This window comes from Streptomyces sp. YKOK-I1 (assembly GCF_054660435.1).
The window spans coordinates 4,803,575-4,820,091 of record NZ_BAAGDR010000001.1; the positions used below are offsets into that span (position 1 = coordinate 4,803,575).

Here is a 16,517-nt window from a genome sequence, read left to right on the forward strand (position 1 = left end):
CGACCTGGCGTAGCCTGGGGCGATCTTCCGCCCTTCGGCTCCCCTCGCACCCCACGCGCTTCGGATAATTCCGGCACGGGCCGCGCACGGGCAGCGCCGCGCACGGGCCGTGTACGCCGGGGGAAGCGGGGGAGCGTCATGAGTCACAACGGCCCGGCCACGCCACCCGGACCGCCCGTGCCGGACCCCCATGCCGGGCGGGGCGTGCGCTGGACCATCATCGGCATCGTGATCAGCACGGTGATCGCCCTGGTGAGCCTCTACTTCCAGGCCCAGCAGTCCAAGGGCGACAGCGCGGACCCGCCGCCCAGCCCCGGGGTGAGCACCCCCGCCGAGCCGGTGCCCACGCCGGACGACCGGAGCCCGAGCAGCGACCCGCCCTCCCCGACGCCGGACGACCCCGGCCCGGACGACTCCAGCCCCTCCCCGTACTCCGACGACGGCCTCACCCTCGCCGAGCACGATCTGCGCGACTCGCTCAACACCGACCAGTGGTCGCGCGACAGCTGCTCGCACACCCTGTGGCAGGGCGCCTCGGCCGCCCTGTACTGCACGGTCACCACCGTCGACCAGTTCGGCGTCACCGGCACCGGCAAGGCCAGCGTCGTGATGTACGGGACGAAGACCGACCGGGACAGCGTCTTCCAGAGCTACGCGGGCAACATGCCCGAGGGGAACTGCGAGACCCAGGTCAACGTGCGCGGCAGCTGGTCCGAGAACAACACCGGCCAGGCGGCGGGCGACGTCGTCTGCTTCCTGTCGACCACCGGGCAGTACGTCTTCCTCTGCAGCTACTACGACCGTCCCGCCCTGGTCCAGATCACCGGCCCCGACCAGAGCAGCCTCACCGCCTGGTGGCACACCATGGAGCCGGTCTTCACCGACTGACCCCGCCCTTGCGCCGGCGCAGCCCCGCCGCGTGCAGCAGCCGCACCACCTCACGGCTGCCCACCTCGACCGCGCCCGCGGCGACCACCTCGGCATACCGGTGCGACGGGATGTCGTAGTGGTCCCGCTCGAAGGCGCGCCGGGGCACGCCCAGCCCGTCGGCGAACGCGTGCAGTTCGTCGTACGAGACATCGCTGACGAGGTGGGACCACATCCGGCCGTGGCCCGGCCAGTTCGGGGGGTCGATGTAGAGCGTCACGACGGCCTCATGAGGAACGCGCCCCGCCGGTCGCCGAACCCAGCGCCCCGACCGCCGCGACCTTCACCCCCGCCTGGTGGCACACCCAGTGCGGATCCGGGCCCAGTTCGGGCTCGACCTCGAGGGCGTGCGGATCGCCGGAGCCGCAGACCGGGCACAACGGCCAGCGGCCGTACCGTTCGAGGAGCGCGTCCTGCACGTCCTGGGCGACCAGCCCGGCCACGTACGCCATCCCGTCCGGCCACTGCTCCACCCACCAGCGGCGCTGGACGACGGACTCCTCGACCATCGACACCACGTCCGCCGCGGCCACGCCGCCCGCGGCGAGATCGGCGAGCACGAGGGCACGGGCAGTGTGCAGTGCCTGTTCGGAGGGTTCCATGGCTCCATTGTGCGCGTGCTTGACCCCCCACCGGTCCGAAAATACCTTTCAAGGGTGACCCAGGAAGCGAAGGAAACCTTCCGTCCGGCACCTTCCGGTCCGGCACCTTCCGGTCCGGCAGCCTTCGGTCCGGCCCCCGCCGCGCTCGCCAGCAAGATCCGTACCCTCGCGCCCTCCCTCACCCGCTCCATGCAGCGCGTCGCCGAGGCCGTCGTCGGCGACCCGGCGGGCTGCGCCGCCCTCACCGTCACCGGCCTCGCCGAACGCACCGGAACCAGCGAGGCCACCGTGGTCCGCACCGCCCGCGTCCTCGGCTACCCCGGCTACCGCGACCTGCGTCTCGCCCTCGCGGGGCTCGCCGCCCAGCAGCAGTCCGGCCGCGCGCCCGCCCTCACCACCGACATCGCCGTCGACGACTCCCTCGCGGACGTCGTCGCCAAACTCGCCCACGACGAGCGGCAGACCCTCGCCGACACCGCGGCCTGCCTCGACACCGCCCAGCTGGAGGCGGCGGCCGTCGCGACGGCGGACGCGCGGCGGGTCGATGTGTACGGCGTAGGCGCGAGCGGGCTGGTCGCCCAGGACCTCACCCAGAAGCTGCTGCGGATCGGGCGCGTGGCCCATGCGCACAGCGACCCGCACCTCGCGGTGACCAACGCGGTGCAGCTCGGCGCGGGGGACGTCGCCGTCGCGATCACGCACTCCGGGTCGACCGGGGACGTCATCGAACCACTGCGGGTGGCGTTCGAGCGGGGGGCGACCACGGTCGTCATCACCGGGCGCCCGGAGAGTCCCGTCACCCAGTACGCCGATCACGTCCTGACCACGTCGACGGCACGGGAGAGCGAGCTGCGGCCCGCGGCGATGTCCTCCCGGACCGGGCAGTTGCTGGTCGTGGACTGTCTGTTCGTGGGCGTGGCCCAGCGGACCTATGAGGTGGCGGGGCCCGCGCTGGCCGCGTCGTACGAGGCGTTGGCGCACCGGCACAGGTAGGGGTGTTGCACACGACCCGTAGGGGTGTTGCACCCGACCGCGTGAGAAAGAACCGTCTGCCATGACCTCCACCTCTTCCTCCGAGACCTCTTCCCCCGAGACCTCTTCCCCCGACGCCTCTTCCCCCGACGCCCTGCGCCGTCAGCTCTCCTCCCTCACCACCGAGGCCTTCCGGCCCGAGCTCGCCGACATCGACCGGCTCGCCACCCTCGATCTGGCCCGGCTGATGAACGGCGAGGACGCCGGGGTGCCGGCCGCCGTCGCCGCCGAGCTGCCCCGGATCGCCGCCGTGATCGACGCCGTCGCGGAGCGCATGGCGCGCGGTGGGCGGCTGGTCTACGCGGGCGCCGGGACCGCCGGGCGGCTCGGTGTGCTCGACGCCTCCGAGTGTCCGCCGACCTTCGACACCGCCCCCGGGCAGGTCGTCGGCGTCCTCGCCGGCGGGCCCTCGGCGATGACCACCTCCGTCGAAGGCGCCGAGGACTCCGCCGAGCTGGCCGTCGCCGACCTGAAGGCCCTCCGGCTGACCGCCGACGACTCGGTGATCGGCGTCTCCGCCTCCGGCCGCACCCCGTACGCCATCGGCGCGGTGGAGTACGCCCGGGCTCGGGGTGCGCTGACCGTGGGGCTGTCCTGCAACGCGGGCAGCGCGCTGGCGGCCGCCGCCGAGCACGGGATCGAGGTCGTGGTGGGGCCGGAGCTGCTCACCGGCTCGACCCGGCTGAAGGCGGGCACCGCGCAGAAGCTGGTGCTCAACATGGTGTCGACGATCACGATGATCCGGCTGGGCAAGACGTACGGGAACCTGATGGTCGACGTCCGGGCCTCGAACGACAAGCTGCGCGCCCGTTCGCGGCACATCGTCGCGCTGGCGACCGGGGCCGGGGACCGGGAGGTCGAGCCGGCGCTCGAGGCCACCGACGGCGAGGTCAAGCGCGCGATCCTGGTACTGCTGGCCGGGGTGGACGGGGCGGCGGCCGCCCGCCTTCTGGAGGAGTCCGGCGGTCATCTGCGTGCCGCGCTCGCCGCGGCGGCCGGCTGAGCCGCACGCTCGGTGGGTGAGCACCCCGAAGTTCAGCGCCCATGACCTCGCCGCCGCGATCCTCCCCCTGGTCGGCGGCCCCGCGAACGTCACCTCCGTCGCCCACTGCATGACCCGCCTGCGCCTCACCCTGGCCGACCCGTCCCGGACGGACGAGGACGCGCTACGGGCGTTGCCCGGTGTCCTCGGGATCGTCGTGGCCGACGGCGCCTGGCAGGTGGTCCTGGGACCGGGAGCGGTGACCAGGGTGACGGCCGCGTTCCAACGCCTGACGGAAACGGAACCCCGGTCGACCGAACCGTCCGCCGGGCCGACCGTCGCGGGGCCGCTCGCCGAGCGGGGAGCGGTGTTGCGGGAGGAGCGGGGGCGGCGCAACGCCACCCCCTTCAAGACCGTTCTGCGCCGGCTCGCCGCCGTGTTCGTGCCGCTGATTCCCGCGTTGATCGGCTGCGGCATCCTCGCCGGGCTGGGCGGTCTGCTCGTCAACGCCGGCCTGCTGCCCGGTCTGACGCCCGCCCTGGCCGCCGTCGCCTCCGCCTTCATGGCGCTGATCCCCGTGTTCGTCGGCCTCAACACGGCGAAGGAGTTCGGCGGCACCCCGGTGCTCGGCGGTGCGGTCGCGGCGATCGTCGTCCTCCCGAGCGTGGCGAAGGTGACGGCGTTCGGGGTGCCTCTCTCCCCCGGCCAGGGCGGGGTGCTCGGCGCGCTGGCCGCGGCCCTGCTGGCGACCTGGGTCGAACGGTGGTGCCGGGGCAGGGTCCCGGACGCCCTGGACGTCCTCCTCACCCCCGCTCTGACCGTCCTCGTCGCGGGCCTGGGCACGCTGTACGGGATCATGTACGCGGCCGGCGCGGTCTCCTCCGCGATCGGCACGGCCGCGAACTGGCTGCTGGCCACCACGGGCGCCGTCGCCGGCCTGGTCCTGGGCGGCCTGTTCCTCCCCCTGGTGATGCTCGGCCTCCACCAGGCCCTGATCCCGATCCACACCACCCTCATCGACCAGCAGGGCTACACCGTCCTGCTCCCGGTCCTGGCGATGGCGGGCGCGGGCCAGGTCGGCGCGGCCGTCGCGGTGTACGTCCGGCTGCGCCACGACACCTCCCTCGGCACCTCTCTCCGTACGACGATCAGATCGGCGCTCCCGGCGGGCCTGCTCGGCGTCGGCGAGCCCCTCATCTACGGCGTCTCCCTGCCCCTTGGCCGCCCCTTCCTGACCGCCTGCGCGGGCGGCGCGGCCGGCGGTGCCTTCATCGGCTTCTTCGCGATGCTCGGCGACCGGGTCGGCGCGAGTGCCATCGGCCCTTCGGGGTGGGCCCTGTTCCCCCTGCTCGCGGGGAACAGGGGGCTGGGCGTCACCGCCGCGATCTACGCGGGCGGCCTCCTCACGGGCTACACCGTCGGCTTCGCGGCGACCTACGCCTTCGGCGGCGTACGAGCGGCGGCGGCTGCCACGGCTACCGCCGGTGGCGCGCCGGGTGACCCGGCACCTTCCCGATCCAGGTGATGAAGTCACCCGGCGGACGGGGCGAAGACCAGGGAGGGGTCCGCGGCCGCCTTGCCATCACCGCCCGCCATGAATCGTCCTCAAAATTGTCCACACTCATGGGCTGGGTCGCGCACCTTGGCCGAGAGCCGCCGCCCGCCGCGTCCGCCCTACCCTGGGTGCCATGAACCACGCCCAGTCCACCGCCCTGGGCCGTGCCCTCCGACTGCTCGGGGAGCACGGCGAGGCCCTGTCCGCCGACACCCCCGACGCCCGGCTGCACGAGGTCAAGGCCGATCTGCGGCGCGCCCTGGAGCTGCTCGACGAGAGCGTCACCAGCGCAGTGCCCACCACCCGGTGCGCCGAGCATCCCCAGGGCCCCGTCGACGAGGCCGCCCCCGATCTCTGTCTGCTCTGCGAGACCCGGCGACGGGCGGCCCGGCGGGCCGAGTTCAACGGCCCCGCCCCGCAGGGCGCCCCCTCCTCCCCCGCCCCCTCCCGCTACGGCAGCCGCGGCGACCGCCCCCAGCCCCAGCAGCGCTGGCTGCCCGAGCTGTGGAACGGCCAGGAGTGGCAGCTGTGCGGCACGCCCCGGCGCGACCGGCACGAGGCGGAGCTGTATCTCGCCGCCCTGCGCCGCGGCTCCCGCCCCGCCATGGCCTACCGCCTGGTCCATGAGTTCACCGACTACGAGGTCCTGCGGATCTGGGGCACCCCGGTGAAGGTCGACATCGAGCCCCTGGGCAACCTCTAGCCACCCGGCTCCGGCCGCCCTGGCCCTCCGGCAGCGGCAGCGGCGGGAAGTCCCGGCCCTCCTCGGCTGTCGTCATCGATCACTCCTGTAGTCGCCGGCTGTTCGGAAAACGGGCGGTGCCCGGCGAAAGTGCCGAAGACGGCCGACACCCCTCGTGTGGGTGACGGCCGCCTCCGGCGGTCGGGTCGGGGCTCACGCCTTGACGGGCGTGGCCTCCCGGGGCTCCCCCGCCGCGACCGCGGGCTGCGCCGCGGCCCGGCGTCCGGGGATGAAGACGGCGAGGAGGAAGGCGACCAGGGCCGCGCCCGCGCCGATGGCCATGACGACCTTGAAGCCGTTCTCGGAGGGCAGCGCGTACCCGCCGAAGTCGGTGGTCATCTGGGCGAGGACGACACCGGCGATGGCGCTGGCGAAGGAGGTGCCCAGGGACCGCATCAGGGTGTTGAGGCTGTTCGCGGCGCCGGTCTGGGAGGGGTCGACCGCGGCCATGATCAGGGCGGGCATGGCGCCGTAGGTGAAGCCGACACCGGCGCCGATGACGCAGGACGCCAGGACGACGTGCCAGACCTCGCTCATCAGGACGATGTTCAGGCTGTAGCCGGCGGCGACGATCAGCGCGCCGATCATCAGGGTGACCTTGGGGCCCTTGGCCCGGGTGATCGCGGCGGACACGGCCGACATGACCATCATCACCAGGCCCTGCGGGGCCAGCAGCAGACCGGCGGCGAGCATCGACTTGCCGAGGCCGTAGCCGGTCTGCGCGGGCAGCTGGAGGATCTGCGGCAGGACCAGCGACATCGCGAACATCGAGAAGCCGAGGGCGATCGAGGCGAGGTTGGTGAACAGCACCTGCCGCCTGGCGGTGGTGCGCAGGTCGACCAGCGGCTGCCTCGCCCTCAGCTCCCACCAGCCCCAGGCGGGCAGGATCACCAGGGCGGCGCCGCCCAGGCCCAGGGTGGCGGCGGAGGTCCAGCCCCAGTCGGCGCCCTTGGACACGGCGAGCAGCAGCGTGACGAGACCGGCCGACAGACCGAGCGAGCCGACCAGGTCGAAGCGGCCGCCCGAGCGGTTCTGCGACTCGGGGATGAAGACCAGGACGAGGGCCAGGGCGAGGACCCCGAGGGCGGCGGCGACCCAGAACAGGACGTGCCAGTTCCAGTTGTCCGCGATGAACGCGGCGGTCGGCAGTCCGAGCGCGCCGCCGACGCCGAGCGAGGCGCTCATCACGGCCGTCGAACCGGCGAGCTTCTCGGCCGGGACGGTGTCCCGCAGGATGCTGATGCCGAGCGGCACCACCGCGGCCGACAGACCCTGCAGCACCCGGCCGACGATCAGCGGGACGAGGGAGTCGGAGAGGGCGCAGACCAGCGAGCCGACGATCAGCATCAGGATGCTGACGACCAGCATCCGCCGCTTGCCGACCATGTCACCGAGCCGGCCGACGACCGGGGTGGCCACGGCTGCGGCGAGGAGGGTCGCGGTGACCGCCCAGGCCGTGTCGGAGGCGGGTGCGTCCAGGAGCCTCGGCAGCTCGGAGACGATCGGGATGACCAGGGTCTGCATCAGCGAGACGACGATCCCGGCCAGGGCCAGCACCGCCACCACGGCGTTCGACCTCGGCGGGGCGGATGTCCCCGCCGCGGCGGGTCGGGCAAGGGCGTCGGACATGACAGGGCCTCCGTCGGATGCGACGTGAACTGCTTGACTCAAGCAAGCTTATGCAGATTGATTGAGTTAAGCAAGCGAAATCTGCCGTGTCGGCCCCGCCCAGCGAGAACATCCGCGTCCGGCCTCAGCCCTCCCGCGCGATGAACTCCCGGGTCCGCTCCTCGTCCAGCTCGTACACCAGCTCATGGGCCCGCGGATCGCGCGCGTGGAAGGTGTGGAACATCGGCCCCTCCGCCCCGCCCAGCTCCACCAGCGAGGCCGACGCACCGCGCACCGCCCGCTCGGTGCCGGGCGCGGTGGTCAGGTCGATGCGGTTGACGATCCCGGGCGTCACCCACACCGGCACCGAAGCCAGGAACCCGCAGAGCTGGAGGTGGTAGTGCCCGGTCAGCAGGACCCGTACGTCGCTCCCCCGGATCACCGCCGCCAGTTCGCCGGGATCACGCAGCCCGAAGACCTGCTGGGTGGCCGAGAGGGCGAGGCCGATCGGCGGATGGTGGAAGGCGAGGACGGTGCCATGCCCGGCCGGCGTGCTCAGCACGCCCCTCAGCCAGTCGAGCTGGGCCGCGCCGACACGGCCGTACACCTTGCCCGGGACCAGCGAGTCGAGCGTGACGAACCGCCACCCGCCGACATCGCTGACGGCGGCCCGCGCCTCCCCCGGGAACACGACGGCGCCCTCCGGGTGCCCGCTGCCCAGCACCTTCGCGAAGGCGGACCGCTCGTCGTGGTTGCCGGTGGTGTAGAAGACGGGCGCGCCGAGGGGGCGCGCGAAATCGCCGACGAGCGTGCGGACGGTGGCGTACGCCTCCGTCGCGCCGTCGTCGGCGAGGTCGCCGGTGACGACGACGGCGTCCACGTCCCGCACCTGCCCGAGCTCGCCCAGCATCAGCCGCAGGGAGTCGGCCGCGCCGTCCCTCCCGAGGTGCGGGTCCGAGAGATGAAGGATCCTCATCTCCCGGACAGTACCCACGAGTCGTCCCGCGAACCGGGGTTCAGCTCAGGGTGCCCAGCGCGGCCGCGTCGTACGCCTTCAGCTCGTCCGTACGCCCCGCGAGGACCTTGGCCGCCCACTCCGGGTCCTGGAGCAGCGCGCGCCCCACGGCCACCAGGTCGAACTCGTCGCGCTCCAGGCTGTCGAGGAGGTCCTCGATGCCCTTGAGCGGCGCCCCCTCACCGGCGAAGCCCCGGAGGAAGTCGCCGTCGAGACCCACGGAGCCGACGGTGATGGTGGTCCTGCCGGTGAGCTTCTTCGTCCAGCCCGCGAGGTTGAGGTCGGAGCCCTCGAACTCGGGGATCCAGTAGCGGCGGGTGGAGGCGTGGAAGGCGTCGACACCGGCGGCGGCCAGCGGCGTGAGGATGGCCTCCAGCTCCTCCGGGGTCTCGGCGAGCCGGGCCCGGTAGGCCTCCTGCTTCCACTGCGAGTAGCGGAAGATGATCGGGAACTCGGCCGAGACGGTCTCGCGGACGGCCGCGACGACCTCGGCGGCGAACTTCGTACGGGCCACCGCGTCACCGCCGTAGGCGTCGGTACGGCGGTTCGTGCCGGCCCACAGGAACTGGTCGACGAGGTAGCCGTGGGCGCCGTGGATCTCGACGCCGTCGAAGCCGATGCGCTCGGCGGCGGCCGCGGCCTCGGCGAACGCGCCGATGACGTCGTCCAGGTCGCGCTGGGTCATCGCCTTGCCGGTGCCCTCGGTGCCGTCCATGCGCAGCCCGGACGGGCCGACGGCGGGGGCGTCCGCGTACGGCGGCTCGCCCTGCTTGCGGACCATGCCGATGTGCCACAGCTGCGGCACGATCGTCCCGCCCGCCGCGTGCACGCCCTCGGCGACCCTGGCCCACCCCGCGAGCTGCTCCTCACCGTGGAACCGGGGCACCCGGTCGCTCTGCCCGGCCGACTCGTGCCCGACGTACGTCCCCTCGGTGACGACCAGACCGACACCGGCGGCGGCACGGCGGGAGTAGTACGAGACCACGTCCTCGCCCGGGATGCCGTCCGGGGAGAACATCCGGGTCATCGGCGCCATCGCGATCCGGTTCGGGACGGTCAGACCGTTGATGTGCACCGGCCGGGAGAGGATCTCGGCGGCGCGGGTGGCGGTGGGCTCGGTGACGCTCACGTGGGGGGCTCCTCGTGAAGTATGCGATCTTGAAGACCGGTCAGTATGTGCACATGCATCGAGTGACTCGTAACGAGAACTCCCGCGCCGCCCGTCCCATTCCGGCCGCGCCCCGGAACGGCCTGTGATCCCGGCCACGCGGGGGCGTTGTCAGTGGTGCCGGTTAGCGTTTTCGGCATGGGAGACACGATGTGGGTGGGGACGTGGGCGACGGCCGGATCTCCGGGGGATCCGCGCCTGCTGCGGACGCTGACGGGGCACACGGGCTGGGTGACGGCGGTGGCCACGACGGTCGTGGACGGCCGCGCGGTGGCGGTCACGGGCAGCAGGGACCACACCGTACGGACCTGGGACCTGACCACCGGGGCGCCGGTCGGCGAGCCCGTCACCGCCGAGGTCACCCTGCTGGCGACGGCGGAGGTGGACGGCGACCCGGTCGCGGTGACGGCCGCCCCGGACGCGACACTCCACCGCTGGGACCTGGCCTCGGGCAAGGAGACCGGCGAGCCGATCGCCCTGCCCAGCGGCCGGATCCTGGCCCTGGCGACCGGGCGGGTGGCGGGGCGGCCGGTCGTGGTGACCGGCGGCTCGGACGGCGGCGTCCGCGTCTGGGACCTCGCGACCGGCACCGCCGTGGGTGAGCCCTTCACCGGCCACACCAGCCGCATCACCTGTCTCGCGACGGCCGAGGTGGACGGCAGGGCGCTGGCGGTGACGGGCAGCTGGGACAAGACCGTACGGCTGTGGGACCTGACGACCGGCACGGCCGTGGGCGAACCCCTCACCGGTCACACCGACTGGGTGACCTCGGTGATCACGACGGTGCTGGACGGCGAACCGGTGGCGTTGACCGCCGCGCGGGACGCCACGGTCCGGGTGTGGAGTCTGCGGGAGGGGAAGGAGTGGCGCGAGCCGCTGGCCACGGGCGCGATACGCGGCATGGCGGCGGGGGACACCCACCTGATCACGACGGACGGCACCGGGACGGTCGTCCTCCACGACCTGACGACCGGCAGCAGTCCCGTGGGCGAACCCCTCACCTTCCCCTCCCCCGTCCACGCCCTCGCGACCACGGCGGACGGCCGCCGCCTGGTGGTGGGCCACGGCCGGGAGGTCGCGGTGCTGGTCCGGGTGAGCGCGTGACGAGGCCCGTGCTGGTGGGGATGTCCGAGCTGGAGCGGTCGTCCGTGGTCGCCAACAACACGATGAACCGCGAACGCGGCCTCGCGGGAGTGAACAGTTACGCCCGCGAGCTGGGCGTGGACTTCCTGGCGCATCTCGAGAGGCCCGCGCCCTCCTGGCTGGACCTGTGCAGCGGGGAGGGCCGCGCCCTGCGGGAGGCAGCCTCGGCGCTGCCCGACGACGCGGTCCTCACGGGCGTGGACCTCGTGGGCCCGCTGGTTCCGCTGCCGACGCCGCCCGCCCTGGAGGAGATCACCGCGTCGGTCTCGACCTGGGCGCCGACCCGCCCGTACGACCTGATCACCTGCGTGCACGGTCTGCACTACGTGGGCGACCAGTTGGGCCTGCTCACCCGGGCCGCCTCCTGGCTGACGGAGGACGGACTGCTCCTGGCCCACTTCGACCCGGAGTCGATCCGTCGGCCGGACGGCGGGTCGGCGGGAAGGGCGGTGCTCGCGGCGCTCCGGGCGTCGGGATTCGCGTACGACACACGCCGTCACCTGCTCACCCTCCGGGGCGCCCGGACCCTCACCCTCCCCTTCACCTACCTGGGCGCCGATCCGACGGCAGGCCCCAACTACACGGGCCAGCCGACGGTCGGCTCCCACTACTCCCGGACGGTCACAGGTACGGCCGGGTGATCAGCTCGATGGCGTGACCGGCGGGGTCCTTGAAGTAGACGCCCCGGCCGCCGTGTTCGTGGTTGATCTCGCCGGGCCGCCGCATCTGCGGGTCGGCCCAGTGCACGACGCCGCGCTCGCGGAGTCGGCGATACGCCCGGTCGAACAGCTCGTCGTCGATGAGAAAGGCGTAGTGCTGCATCTGAATGTCCACCGGGGGCTCGGCGAACTGGAGCAGGACGCCGTCGTCGAGCTGGATGTTGGTGAAGGGCCCCCATGACGGGGCTTCCGCCAGCTCCAGCAGTTCACGGAAGAACTGGGCCGACTCGTTGCGGTCCTTGGCGGCGATGATGGTGTGGTTGAAGGTGACTGACATGCGGTTGTCCTCGCTTTGCGCTCGACACGGAGAAGGGTCTCGGTGCGCGAGCACTGCGGAGGTCCACGGGCGGTCAGCTCTCCACCGGATCGCCCGTCTGTGAATGGCGCGAGGCCGGTCCGGTGTTCATGCCAGGAACCCTACCGCGGTTGAGCAGCCGTACCCGCTCCCGCAGTTCGTCGGCGACGGACCCCTCACCCGGCTCCTCCGGCCCCGGGCGTCCCCGCAGGGCGTCGGCGAGCCGCGAGGCCACGACGAAGTTGCAGCGGCCCAGGTCGATGAGGGCGAACCGGTCGTCCCGCGCGGCCGACACCGGGTCGAGCCGCACGGACGGGAGCCGGACCCCCGCGTCCCGCAGGGCGGCGTGCAGCCGCGCCAGAGCCTCGGGGGCGTTGCGTGCCGTGTCCGTCATCGCCTTCCCTCCACGCTGAGTGTTCACGTTCACCACACAGCGTGGCCATCCCGTCCCTAGCCTGGCCAGATACGGCGTCCCAACAACCCCGTTCGTTGGACAAGGGAGTGGCCATGCCCGAACCGAAGGGCCTCGACCCGTCATCGTCGCCGCGCGCGCTGCTGGGGGCGGAGTTGCGCCATGCGCGGGAGAGGAAGGGGCTGAGCCAGGCCGAGCTGGGCGAACCCCTCTTCGTGAGCGGTTCGTTCATCGGTCAACTGGAGGCCGGGACGCGGCGCCTGCACCTCGAGTACGCCGTGCAGATAGACGAGATCCTGGGCACGAACGGCTTCTTCGAACGGAACTGCCGGGCCCTGGCCAAGTCGAAGTACCCGGACCACTTCGCGGAGGCGGCGGAGGCGGAGGCGGTTGCTACGGGGATCAGGGAGTACGCGCCGACGCTGATTCCGGGGTTGTTGCAGACCAGGGGCTACGCGCAAGCGATGTTCCGCAAGGGGCGGCCGACCGATACCGAGCGAGTCATCGAGGAGTTGGTCGCGGCCCGGCTCGAACGGGCAGATCTGCTCGCCGATCCAACAACGCCGTTGTTGTGGGCGGTCCTCGACGAGGCGGTACTGCGACGAAGGGTTGGCGGCGCAGCCGTGATGGCCGAGGCTCTGGAGCACATCGCGGCGCTCGCACGCCGGTGCCGAATCATCGTGCAGGTGCTGCCGTTCAGCGTGGGGGCGCACATGGCCGTGGAGGGCTCCCTCAAGTTGATGTCGTTCAAGGACGCTCCACCGCTCGCCTACCTTCAGGGCCTCGGCACGGGGCGACTGGAGGACGACCCGACCACGCTCGCCCAGTACGACCTGACGTTCCACCTCGTCGCCGCCAGCGCACTCTCACCGCAGGAATCCCTGGCCCTCATCGAATCGGTGGCAGAGGATTACAGACATGAGGCAGAGCACTAGCACCCACGCTTGGCGCAAATCCAGCTACAGCGGCCCCAGTGGAGGCGACTGCCTGGAAGCCGCCCTCACCCACCCCACCCTCATCCGTGACTCCAAGGCGCCGCACGGCCCGAAGCTCGCGTTCCGGCCGGAGGCCTGGGTGGCGTTCGTCCAGCACATCAGCCGCTGAGACCGCCCCTGAAGCTCAAGCGCCCAGCTCCGAGCCCTCTTTGCTTGGAATGGGTGGAGGGCCTCAACCCACCCGCCCACCCTTGGATTTGACTTTCGGCGACCGAGTTACGACGGACAGTCACGAGCCTCTAGCGCGCGCATAACGCAACAGCCCCCGCAAAGTGCTCACAACACCACCGAGAAATTGAAGGACTACGCGTTCTGAGGTGCTGCAACGCCCAAGGGCGGCACCCCCTGCTCAAGCAAGGGATACCGCCCCCGGAAAGGACGCAGATCAACCAGAGGTCGATCAGAAGTCCATGTCACCGCCCGGCATACCGCCACCGGCGGGCGCGGCGGCCTTCTCCGGCTTGTCGGCGATGACGGCCTCGGTGGTGAGGAAGAGCGCGGCGATGGAGGCGGCGTTCTGCAGGGCAGAGCGGGTCACCTTCGCCGGGTCGATGATGCCGGAGGCGATCATGTCGACGTACTCACCGGTCGCGGCGTTCAGGCCGTGGCCGACCTGGAGGTTGCGGACCTTCTCCACGACAACGCCACCCTCGAGACCACCGTTGACGGCGATCTGCTTGAGCGGGGCCTCCAGCGCGAGCTTCACGGCGTTGGCGCCGGTCGCCTCGTCACCCTCGAGGTCCAGCTTCTCGAAGACGGAGGACGCCTGGATGAGCGCCACGCCGCCACCGGCGACGATGCCCTCCTCGACGGCGGCCTTCGCGTTGCGGACGGCGTCCTCGATGCGGTGCTTGCGCTCCTTGAGCTCCACCTCGGTGGCGGCGCCGGCCTTGATGACCGCGACACCGCCGGCGAGCTTCGCCAGGCGCTCCTGCAGCTTCTCGCGGTCGTAGTCCGAGTCGCTGTTCTCGATCTCGGCGCGGATCTGGTTCACCCGGCCGGCGACCTGGTCCGACGAACCGGCACCGTCGACGATGGTGGTCTCGTCCTTGGTGATGACGACCTTGCGGGCCTTGCCCAGCAGGTCGAGGGTCGTGTTCTCGAGCTTGAGACCGACCTCCTCGGAGATGACCTCGCCGCCGGTGAGGATGGCGATGTCGTTCAGCATCGCCTTGCGGCGGTCGCCGAAGCCCGGGGCCTTGACCGCGACGGACTTGAAGGTGCCGCGGATCTTGTTGACGACCAGGGTCGACAGGGCCTCGCCCTCGACGTCCTCGGCGATGATCAGCAGCGGCTTGCCCGACTGCATGACCTTCTCCAGGAGCGGGAGCAGGTCCTTGACGTTCGCGATCTTGGAGTTCGCGATCAGGATGTACGGGTCGTCGAGGACGGCCTCCATACGCTCCATGTCGGTGGCGAAGTACGCCGAGATGTAGCCCTTGTCGAAGCGCATACCCTCGGTGAGCTCCAGCTCCAGACCGAAGGTCTGGGACTCCTCGACGGTGATGACGCCTTCCTTGCCGACCTTGTCCATGGCCTCGGCGATGAGCTCGCCGATCTGGGTGTCGGCGGCGGAGATGGAGGCGGTGGAGGCGATCTGCTCCTTGGTCTCCACGTCCTTGGCCTGCTCGAGCAGGGCACCGGAGACAGCCTCGACGGCCTTCTCGATACCGCGCTTCAGAGCCATCGGGTTGGCGCCGGCGGCCACGTTGCGCAGACCCTCGCGCACCAGGGCCTGGGCCAGGACGGTCGCGGTCGTCGTGCCGTCACCGGCTACGTCGTCCGTCTTCTTCGCGACTTCCTTGACCAGCTCGGCGCCGATCTTCTCGTACGGGTCCTCGAGCTCGATCTCCTTGGCGATGGAGACACCATCGTTGGTGATCGTGGGGGCGCCCCACTTCTTCTCGAGGACGACGTTGCGACCCTTGGGGCCGAGCGTCACCTTGACGGCGTCCGCGAGCTGGTTCATGCCGCGCTCGAGGCCGCGCCGCGCCTCCTCGTCGAACGCGATGATCTTGGCCATGTGAAGTGGTCCCTCCAGGACTGGGGGTGATTCCTTCGGACCGCGCCCGCGCCCGCGACGGACGGCTCGCATGCCGCGTGGTTCCTTGCCCCACCTGGCCTGCGGGCCTCACCGACCCGGTCCTTCTTTGTCACTCTCACCTTCAGAGTGCTAACGCCAATGATTAGCACTCGGCATGGTCGAGTGCAAGCGCCTCCCGAGGACTGGGGTCCGCCGAGGCGTCCGCGCGGGGCATGCCGAAGGGCCCGTACCCCAGGAGGTACGGGCCCTTCGAAGATGAAACAGAAGAACGACGCTTCAGTCGGCGCGTGCTTCAGCTGGTCGCCAGCCGGACCATGTCCGCCTGCGGCCCCTTCTGACCCTGCGAGATCTCGAAATCGACCCGCTGGCCCTCTTCCAGGGTGCGGTACCCGTCCATCTGGATCGCGCTGTAGTGGACGAAAACATCCGCACCACCGTCGACCGCGATGAAGCCGTACCCCTTCTCCGCGTTGAACCACTTGACGGTGCCCTGAGCCATGCCTAACTCCCCTATTACTGGCCCTTGCACAGATCCACACTTCGCGGATCCGGGTCAGACCTCACCCCCCAGTTGGTTGGGGGCGTGCGCCGGAACGCGTCGACCGCGGCCGAATGTATCTGTCCAACTGCCCTCTGCAACAGGTCACTTGGACGAGAATTCTGGACGCACGCGATCCGGAATGTGGCGAGAATTCGCCAGAATTCAGGGCAAGTCGGGCCCCATAAAAGCCACAAATGCCACGCAAGAGGCACGCACTTTGGCTACTTCTTGTCGGGCCCAAGGCAGAAATCAAAGATTCCGGATCAGTGTTTCGCGACCCGGTTCCCCAACTGTACCGCGCTCAACCACACTGAATTGCCCCCTCCGCTTCTCTCACGGAGGGGGCAATTCGATGAACACTCGGTAATCACTGTTACCGACGGTTACTACCGGTGGGTACTGAACAAGGGTCAGCAGCCGCCCGCGACGGCCGGGATGATCGACACGCCCGCCCCGTCCGGGGTCGCCGTCTCCAGCCCCTGCTCGAACCGGACGTCGTCGTCGTTCACGTACACGTTCACGAACCGCCGCAGCTTGCCCTGGTCGTCCAGGACCCGGGCGGCGATCCCGGTGTGGTTCTTCTCCAGATCCGAGATGACCTCGCCGAGGGTGGCCCCCTCGGCGGTCACCTCGGCGGCACCACCGGTGTAGGTGCGCAGGATGGTGGGGATGCGGACGGTGACGCTCACGATGTGACCTCCGGTCAGGTGCATGCTTTCAAGGGGCGCGGGGAACTG

Annotated in this window: 19 protein-coding genes; 9 read left to right on the forward strand and 10 right to left on the reverse strand. The window is 71.2% G+C overall.

The features are described 5' to 3' along the window. Positions 1–138: 138 nt before the first annotated feature. Entirely contained in the window at positions 139–888 is a 750-nt protein-coding gene (locus ACYQ8Q_RS21035; protein ID WP_460067008.1) for a hypothetical protein, read from the forward strand. Here ACYQ8Q_RS21035 and ACYQ8Q_RS21040 read toward each other — a convergent pair. Both ACYQ8Q_RS21040 and ACYQ8Q_RS21045 read right to left on the reverse strand, forming a co-directional pair. Further along, positions 878–1,147, reverse strand: a complete 270-nt coding sequence (locus ACYQ8Q_RS21040; RefSeq protein WP_358985401.1) for a DUF4031 domain-containing protein — start codon at positions 1,145–1,147, stop codon at positions 878–880. The two genes, ACYQ8Q_RS21035 and ACYQ8Q_RS21040, sit on opposite strands and share 11 nt — an antisense overlap. A gap of 7 nt (positions 1,148–1,154) precedes the next feature. Beyond that, positions 1,155–1,529 (reverse strand): hypothetical protein, encoded by a 375-nt coding sequence (locus ACYQ8Q_RS21045; protein WP_460067011.1) that lies wholly within the window; start codon positions 1,527–1,529, stop codon positions 1,155–1,157. Between the two features lie 54 nt (positions 1,530–1,583). On the opposite strand from ACYQ8Q_RS21045, the gene ACYQ8Q_RS21050 reads away from it, so the two are divergent. From ACYQ8Q_RS21050 to ACYQ8Q_RS21065, 4 genes are all read left to right on the forward strand, one after another. Then, positions 1,584–2,522, forward strand: a complete 939-nt coding sequence (locus tag ACYQ8Q_RS21050; protein ID WP_460067012.1) for a MurR/RpiR family transcriptional regulator — start codon at positions 1,584–1,586, stop codon at positions 2,520–2,522. 61 nt (positions 2,523–2,583) lie between these two features. Beyond that, the gene (murQ, locus tag ACYQ8Q_RS21055; protein ID WP_460067014.1) at positions 2,584–3,564 is read left to right on the forward strand and encodes an N-acetylmuramic acid 6-phosphate etherase; all 981 of its coding nucleotides are present in this window, start codon (positions 2,584–2,586) and stop codon (positions 3,562–3,564) included. 16 nt (positions 3,565–3,580) lie between these two features. Then, positions 3,581–5,068 (forward strand): PTS transporter subunit EIIC, encoded by a 1,488-nt coding sequence (locus ACYQ8Q_RS21060; RefSeq protein WP_460067016.1) that lies wholly within the window; start codon positions 3,581–3,583, stop codon positions 5,066–5,068. A 163-nt stretch (positions 5,069–5,231) separates the two neighbouring features. Next, a complete protein-coding gene (locus ACYQ8Q_RS21065) occupies positions 5,232–5,801 on the forward strand; it encodes a hypothetical protein (protein WP_460067019.1) in 570 nt (189 codons plus the stop codon). A 192-nt stretch (positions 5,802–5,993) separates the two neighbouring features. Here ACYQ8Q_RS21065 and ACYQ8Q_RS21070 read toward each other — a convergent pair whose 3' ends face one another. From ACYQ8Q_RS21070 to ACYQ8Q_RS21080, 3 genes are all read right to left on the reverse strand, one after another. Then, positions 5,994–7,469: an MFS transporter gene (locus ACYQ8Q_RS21070; RefSeq protein ID WP_460067021.1), complete on the reverse strand. Its 1,476-nt coding sequence runs from the start codon at positions 7,467–7,469 to the stop codon at positions 5,994–5,996. A 124-nt stretch (positions 7,470–7,593) separates the two neighbouring features. Continuing rightward, positions 7,594–8,424 carry a metallophosphoesterase family protein gene (locus ACYQ8Q_RS21075; RefSeq protein WP_460067023.1) on the reverse strand — a complete coding sequence of 277 codons (831 nt, stop codon included), beginning with the start codon at positions 8,422–8,424 and terminating at the stop codon, positions 7,594–7,596. 40 nt (positions 8,425–8,464) lie between these two features. Beyond that, on the reverse strand, positions 8,465–9,592 hold the full coding sequence (locus ACYQ8Q_RS21080) for an NADH:flavin oxidoreductase (RefSeq protein ID WP_460067024.1): 1,128 nt from the start codon (positions 9,590–9,592) through the stop codon (positions 8,465–8,467). Positions 9,593–9,769: 177 nt separating this feature from the next. Here ACYQ8Q_RS21080 and ACYQ8Q_RS21085 point away from each other — a divergent pair, with 177 nt between their 5' ends. After that, positions 9,770–10,735: a WD40 repeat domain-containing protein gene (locus tag ACYQ8Q_RS21085; protein WP_460067026.1), complete on the forward strand. Its 966-nt coding sequence runs from the start codon at positions 9,770–9,772 to the stop codon at positions 10,733–10,735. Continuing rightward, entirely contained in the window at positions 10,732–11,415 is a 684-nt protein-coding gene (locus ACYQ8Q_RS21090) for a class I SAM-dependent methyltransferase (protein ID WP_460067027.1), read from the forward strand. The genes ACYQ8Q_RS21085 and ACYQ8Q_RS21090 overlap by 4 nt, the downstream gene beginning before the upstream one ends. Here ACYQ8Q_RS21090 and ACYQ8Q_RS21095 read toward each other — a convergent pair. Continuing rightward, positions 11,396–11,770 carry a VOC family protein gene (locus tag ACYQ8Q_RS21095; RefSeq protein ID WP_460067029.1) on the reverse strand — a complete coding sequence of 125 codons (375 nt, stop codon included), beginning with the start codon at positions 11,768–11,770 and terminating at the stop codon, positions 11,396–11,398. The genes ACYQ8Q_RS21090 and ACYQ8Q_RS21095 overlap by 20 nt on opposite strands. Positions 11,771–11,843: 73 nt before the next feature. Further along, a complete protein-coding gene (locus ACYQ8Q_RS21100; RefSeq protein WP_460067031.1) occupies positions 11,844–12,182 on the reverse strand; it encodes a hypothetical protein in 339 nt (112 codons plus the stop codon). Positions 12,183–12,295: 113 nt separating this feature from the next. On the opposite strand from ACYQ8Q_RS21100, the gene ACYQ8Q_RS21105 reads away from it, so the two are divergent. Both ACYQ8Q_RS21105 and ACYQ8Q_RS21110 read left to right on the forward strand, forming a co-directional pair. Beyond that, positions 12,296–13,135, forward strand: a complete 840-nt coding sequence (locus tag ACYQ8Q_RS21105) for a helix-turn-helix domain-containing protein (protein WP_460067032.1) — start codon at positions 12,296–12,298, stop codon at positions 13,133–13,135. Further along, positions 13,119–13,304, forward strand: coding sequence for a DUF397 domain-containing protein (locus tag ACYQ8Q_RS21110; protein WP_460067034.1), 186 nt, complete (start codon positions 13,119–13,121; stop codon positions 13,302–13,304). Before ACYQ8Q_RS21105 ends, ACYQ8Q_RS21110 begins: the two co-directional genes overlap by 17 nt. Before the next feature lie 291 nt (positions 13,305–13,595). Here the strand turns inward: ACYQ8Q_RS21110 and groL are convergent, their stop codons facing one another. From groL to ACYQ8Q_RS21125, 3 genes are all read right to left on the reverse strand, one after another. After that, positions 13,596–15,218 carry a chaperonin GroEL gene (groL, locus tag ACYQ8Q_RS21115; RefSeq protein WP_055636802.1) on the reverse strand — a complete coding sequence of 541 codons (1,623 nt, stop codon included), beginning with the start codon at positions 15,216–15,218 and terminating at the stop codon, positions 13,596–13,598. 313 nt (positions 15,219–15,531) lie between these two features. After that, entirely contained in the window at positions 15,532–15,738 is a 207-nt protein-coding gene (locus ACYQ8Q_RS21120) for a cold-shock protein (protein ID WP_019057200.1), read from the reverse strand. A 452-nt stretch (positions 15,739–16,190) separates the two neighbouring features. Next, complete coding sequence (locus ACYQ8Q_RS21125; RefSeq protein WP_460067038.1) at positions 16,191–16,469, reverse strand: MoaD/ThiS family protein; 279 nt, start codon at positions 16,467–16,469, stop codon at positions 16,191–16,193. Between the last annotated feature and the right edge of the window lie 48 nt (positions 16,470–16,517).

What these genes read in the sequence shown, in the direction of transcription:
- ACYQ8Q_RS21035 (WP_460067008.1), top strand. Translation starts at nt 139, where the DNA reads ATGAGTCACAACGGCCCGGCCACGCCACCCGGACCGCCCGTGCCGGAC.
- ACYQ8Q_RS21045 (WP_460067011.1), bottom strand. Translation starts at nt 1,529, where the DNA reads ATGGAACCCTCCGAACAGGCACTGCACACTGCCCGTGCCCTCGTGCTC.
- murQ (WP_460067014.1), top strand. Translation starts at nt 2,584, where the DNA reads ATGACCTCCACCTCTTCCTCCGAGACCTCTTCCCCCGAGACCTCTTCC.
- ACYQ8Q_RS21065 (WP_460067019.1), top strand. Translation starts at nt 5,232, where the DNA reads ATGAACCACGCCCAGTCCACCGCCCTGGGCCGTGCCCTCCGACTGCTC.
- ACYQ8Q_RS21070 (WP_460067021.1), bottom strand. Translation starts at nt 7,469, where the DNA reads ATGTCCGACGCCCTTGCCCGACCCGCCGCGGCGGGGACATCCGCCCCG.
- ACYQ8Q_RS21075 (WP_460067023.1), bottom strand. Translation starts at nt 8,424, where the DNA reads ATGAGGATCCTTCATCTCTCGGACCCGCACCTCGGGAGGGACGGCGCG.
- ACYQ8Q_RS21085 (WP_460067026.1), top strand. Translation starts at nt 9,770, where the DNA reads ATGGGAGACACGATGTGGGTGGGGACGTGGGCGACGGCCGGATCTCCG.
- ACYQ8Q_RS21095 (WP_460067029.1), bottom strand. Translation starts at nt 11,770, where the DNA reads ATGTCAGTCACCTTCAACCACACCATCATCGCCGCCAAGGACCGCAAC.
- ACYQ8Q_RS21100 (WP_460067031.1), bottom strand. Translation starts at nt 12,182, where the DNA reads ATGACGGACACGGCACGCAACGCCCCCGAGGCTCTGGCGCGGCTGCAC.
- ACYQ8Q_RS21105 (WP_460067032.1), top strand. Translation starts at nt 12,296, where the DNA reads ATGCCCGAACCGAAGGGCCTCGACCCGTCATCGTCGCCGCGCGCGCTG.
- ACYQ8Q_RS21110 (WP_460067034.1), top strand. Translation starts at nt 13,119, where the DNA reads ATGAGGCAGAGCACTAGCACCCACGCTTGGCGCAAATCCAGCTACAGC.
- groL (WP_055636802.1), bottom strand. Translation starts at nt 15,218, where the DNA reads ATGGCCAAGATCATCGCGTTCGACGAGGAGGCGCGGCGCGGCCTCGAG.
- ACYQ8Q_RS21120 (WP_019057200.1), bottom strand. Translation starts at nt 15,738, where the DNA reads ATGGCTCAGGGCACCGTCAAGTGGTTCAACGCGGAGAAGGGGTACGGC.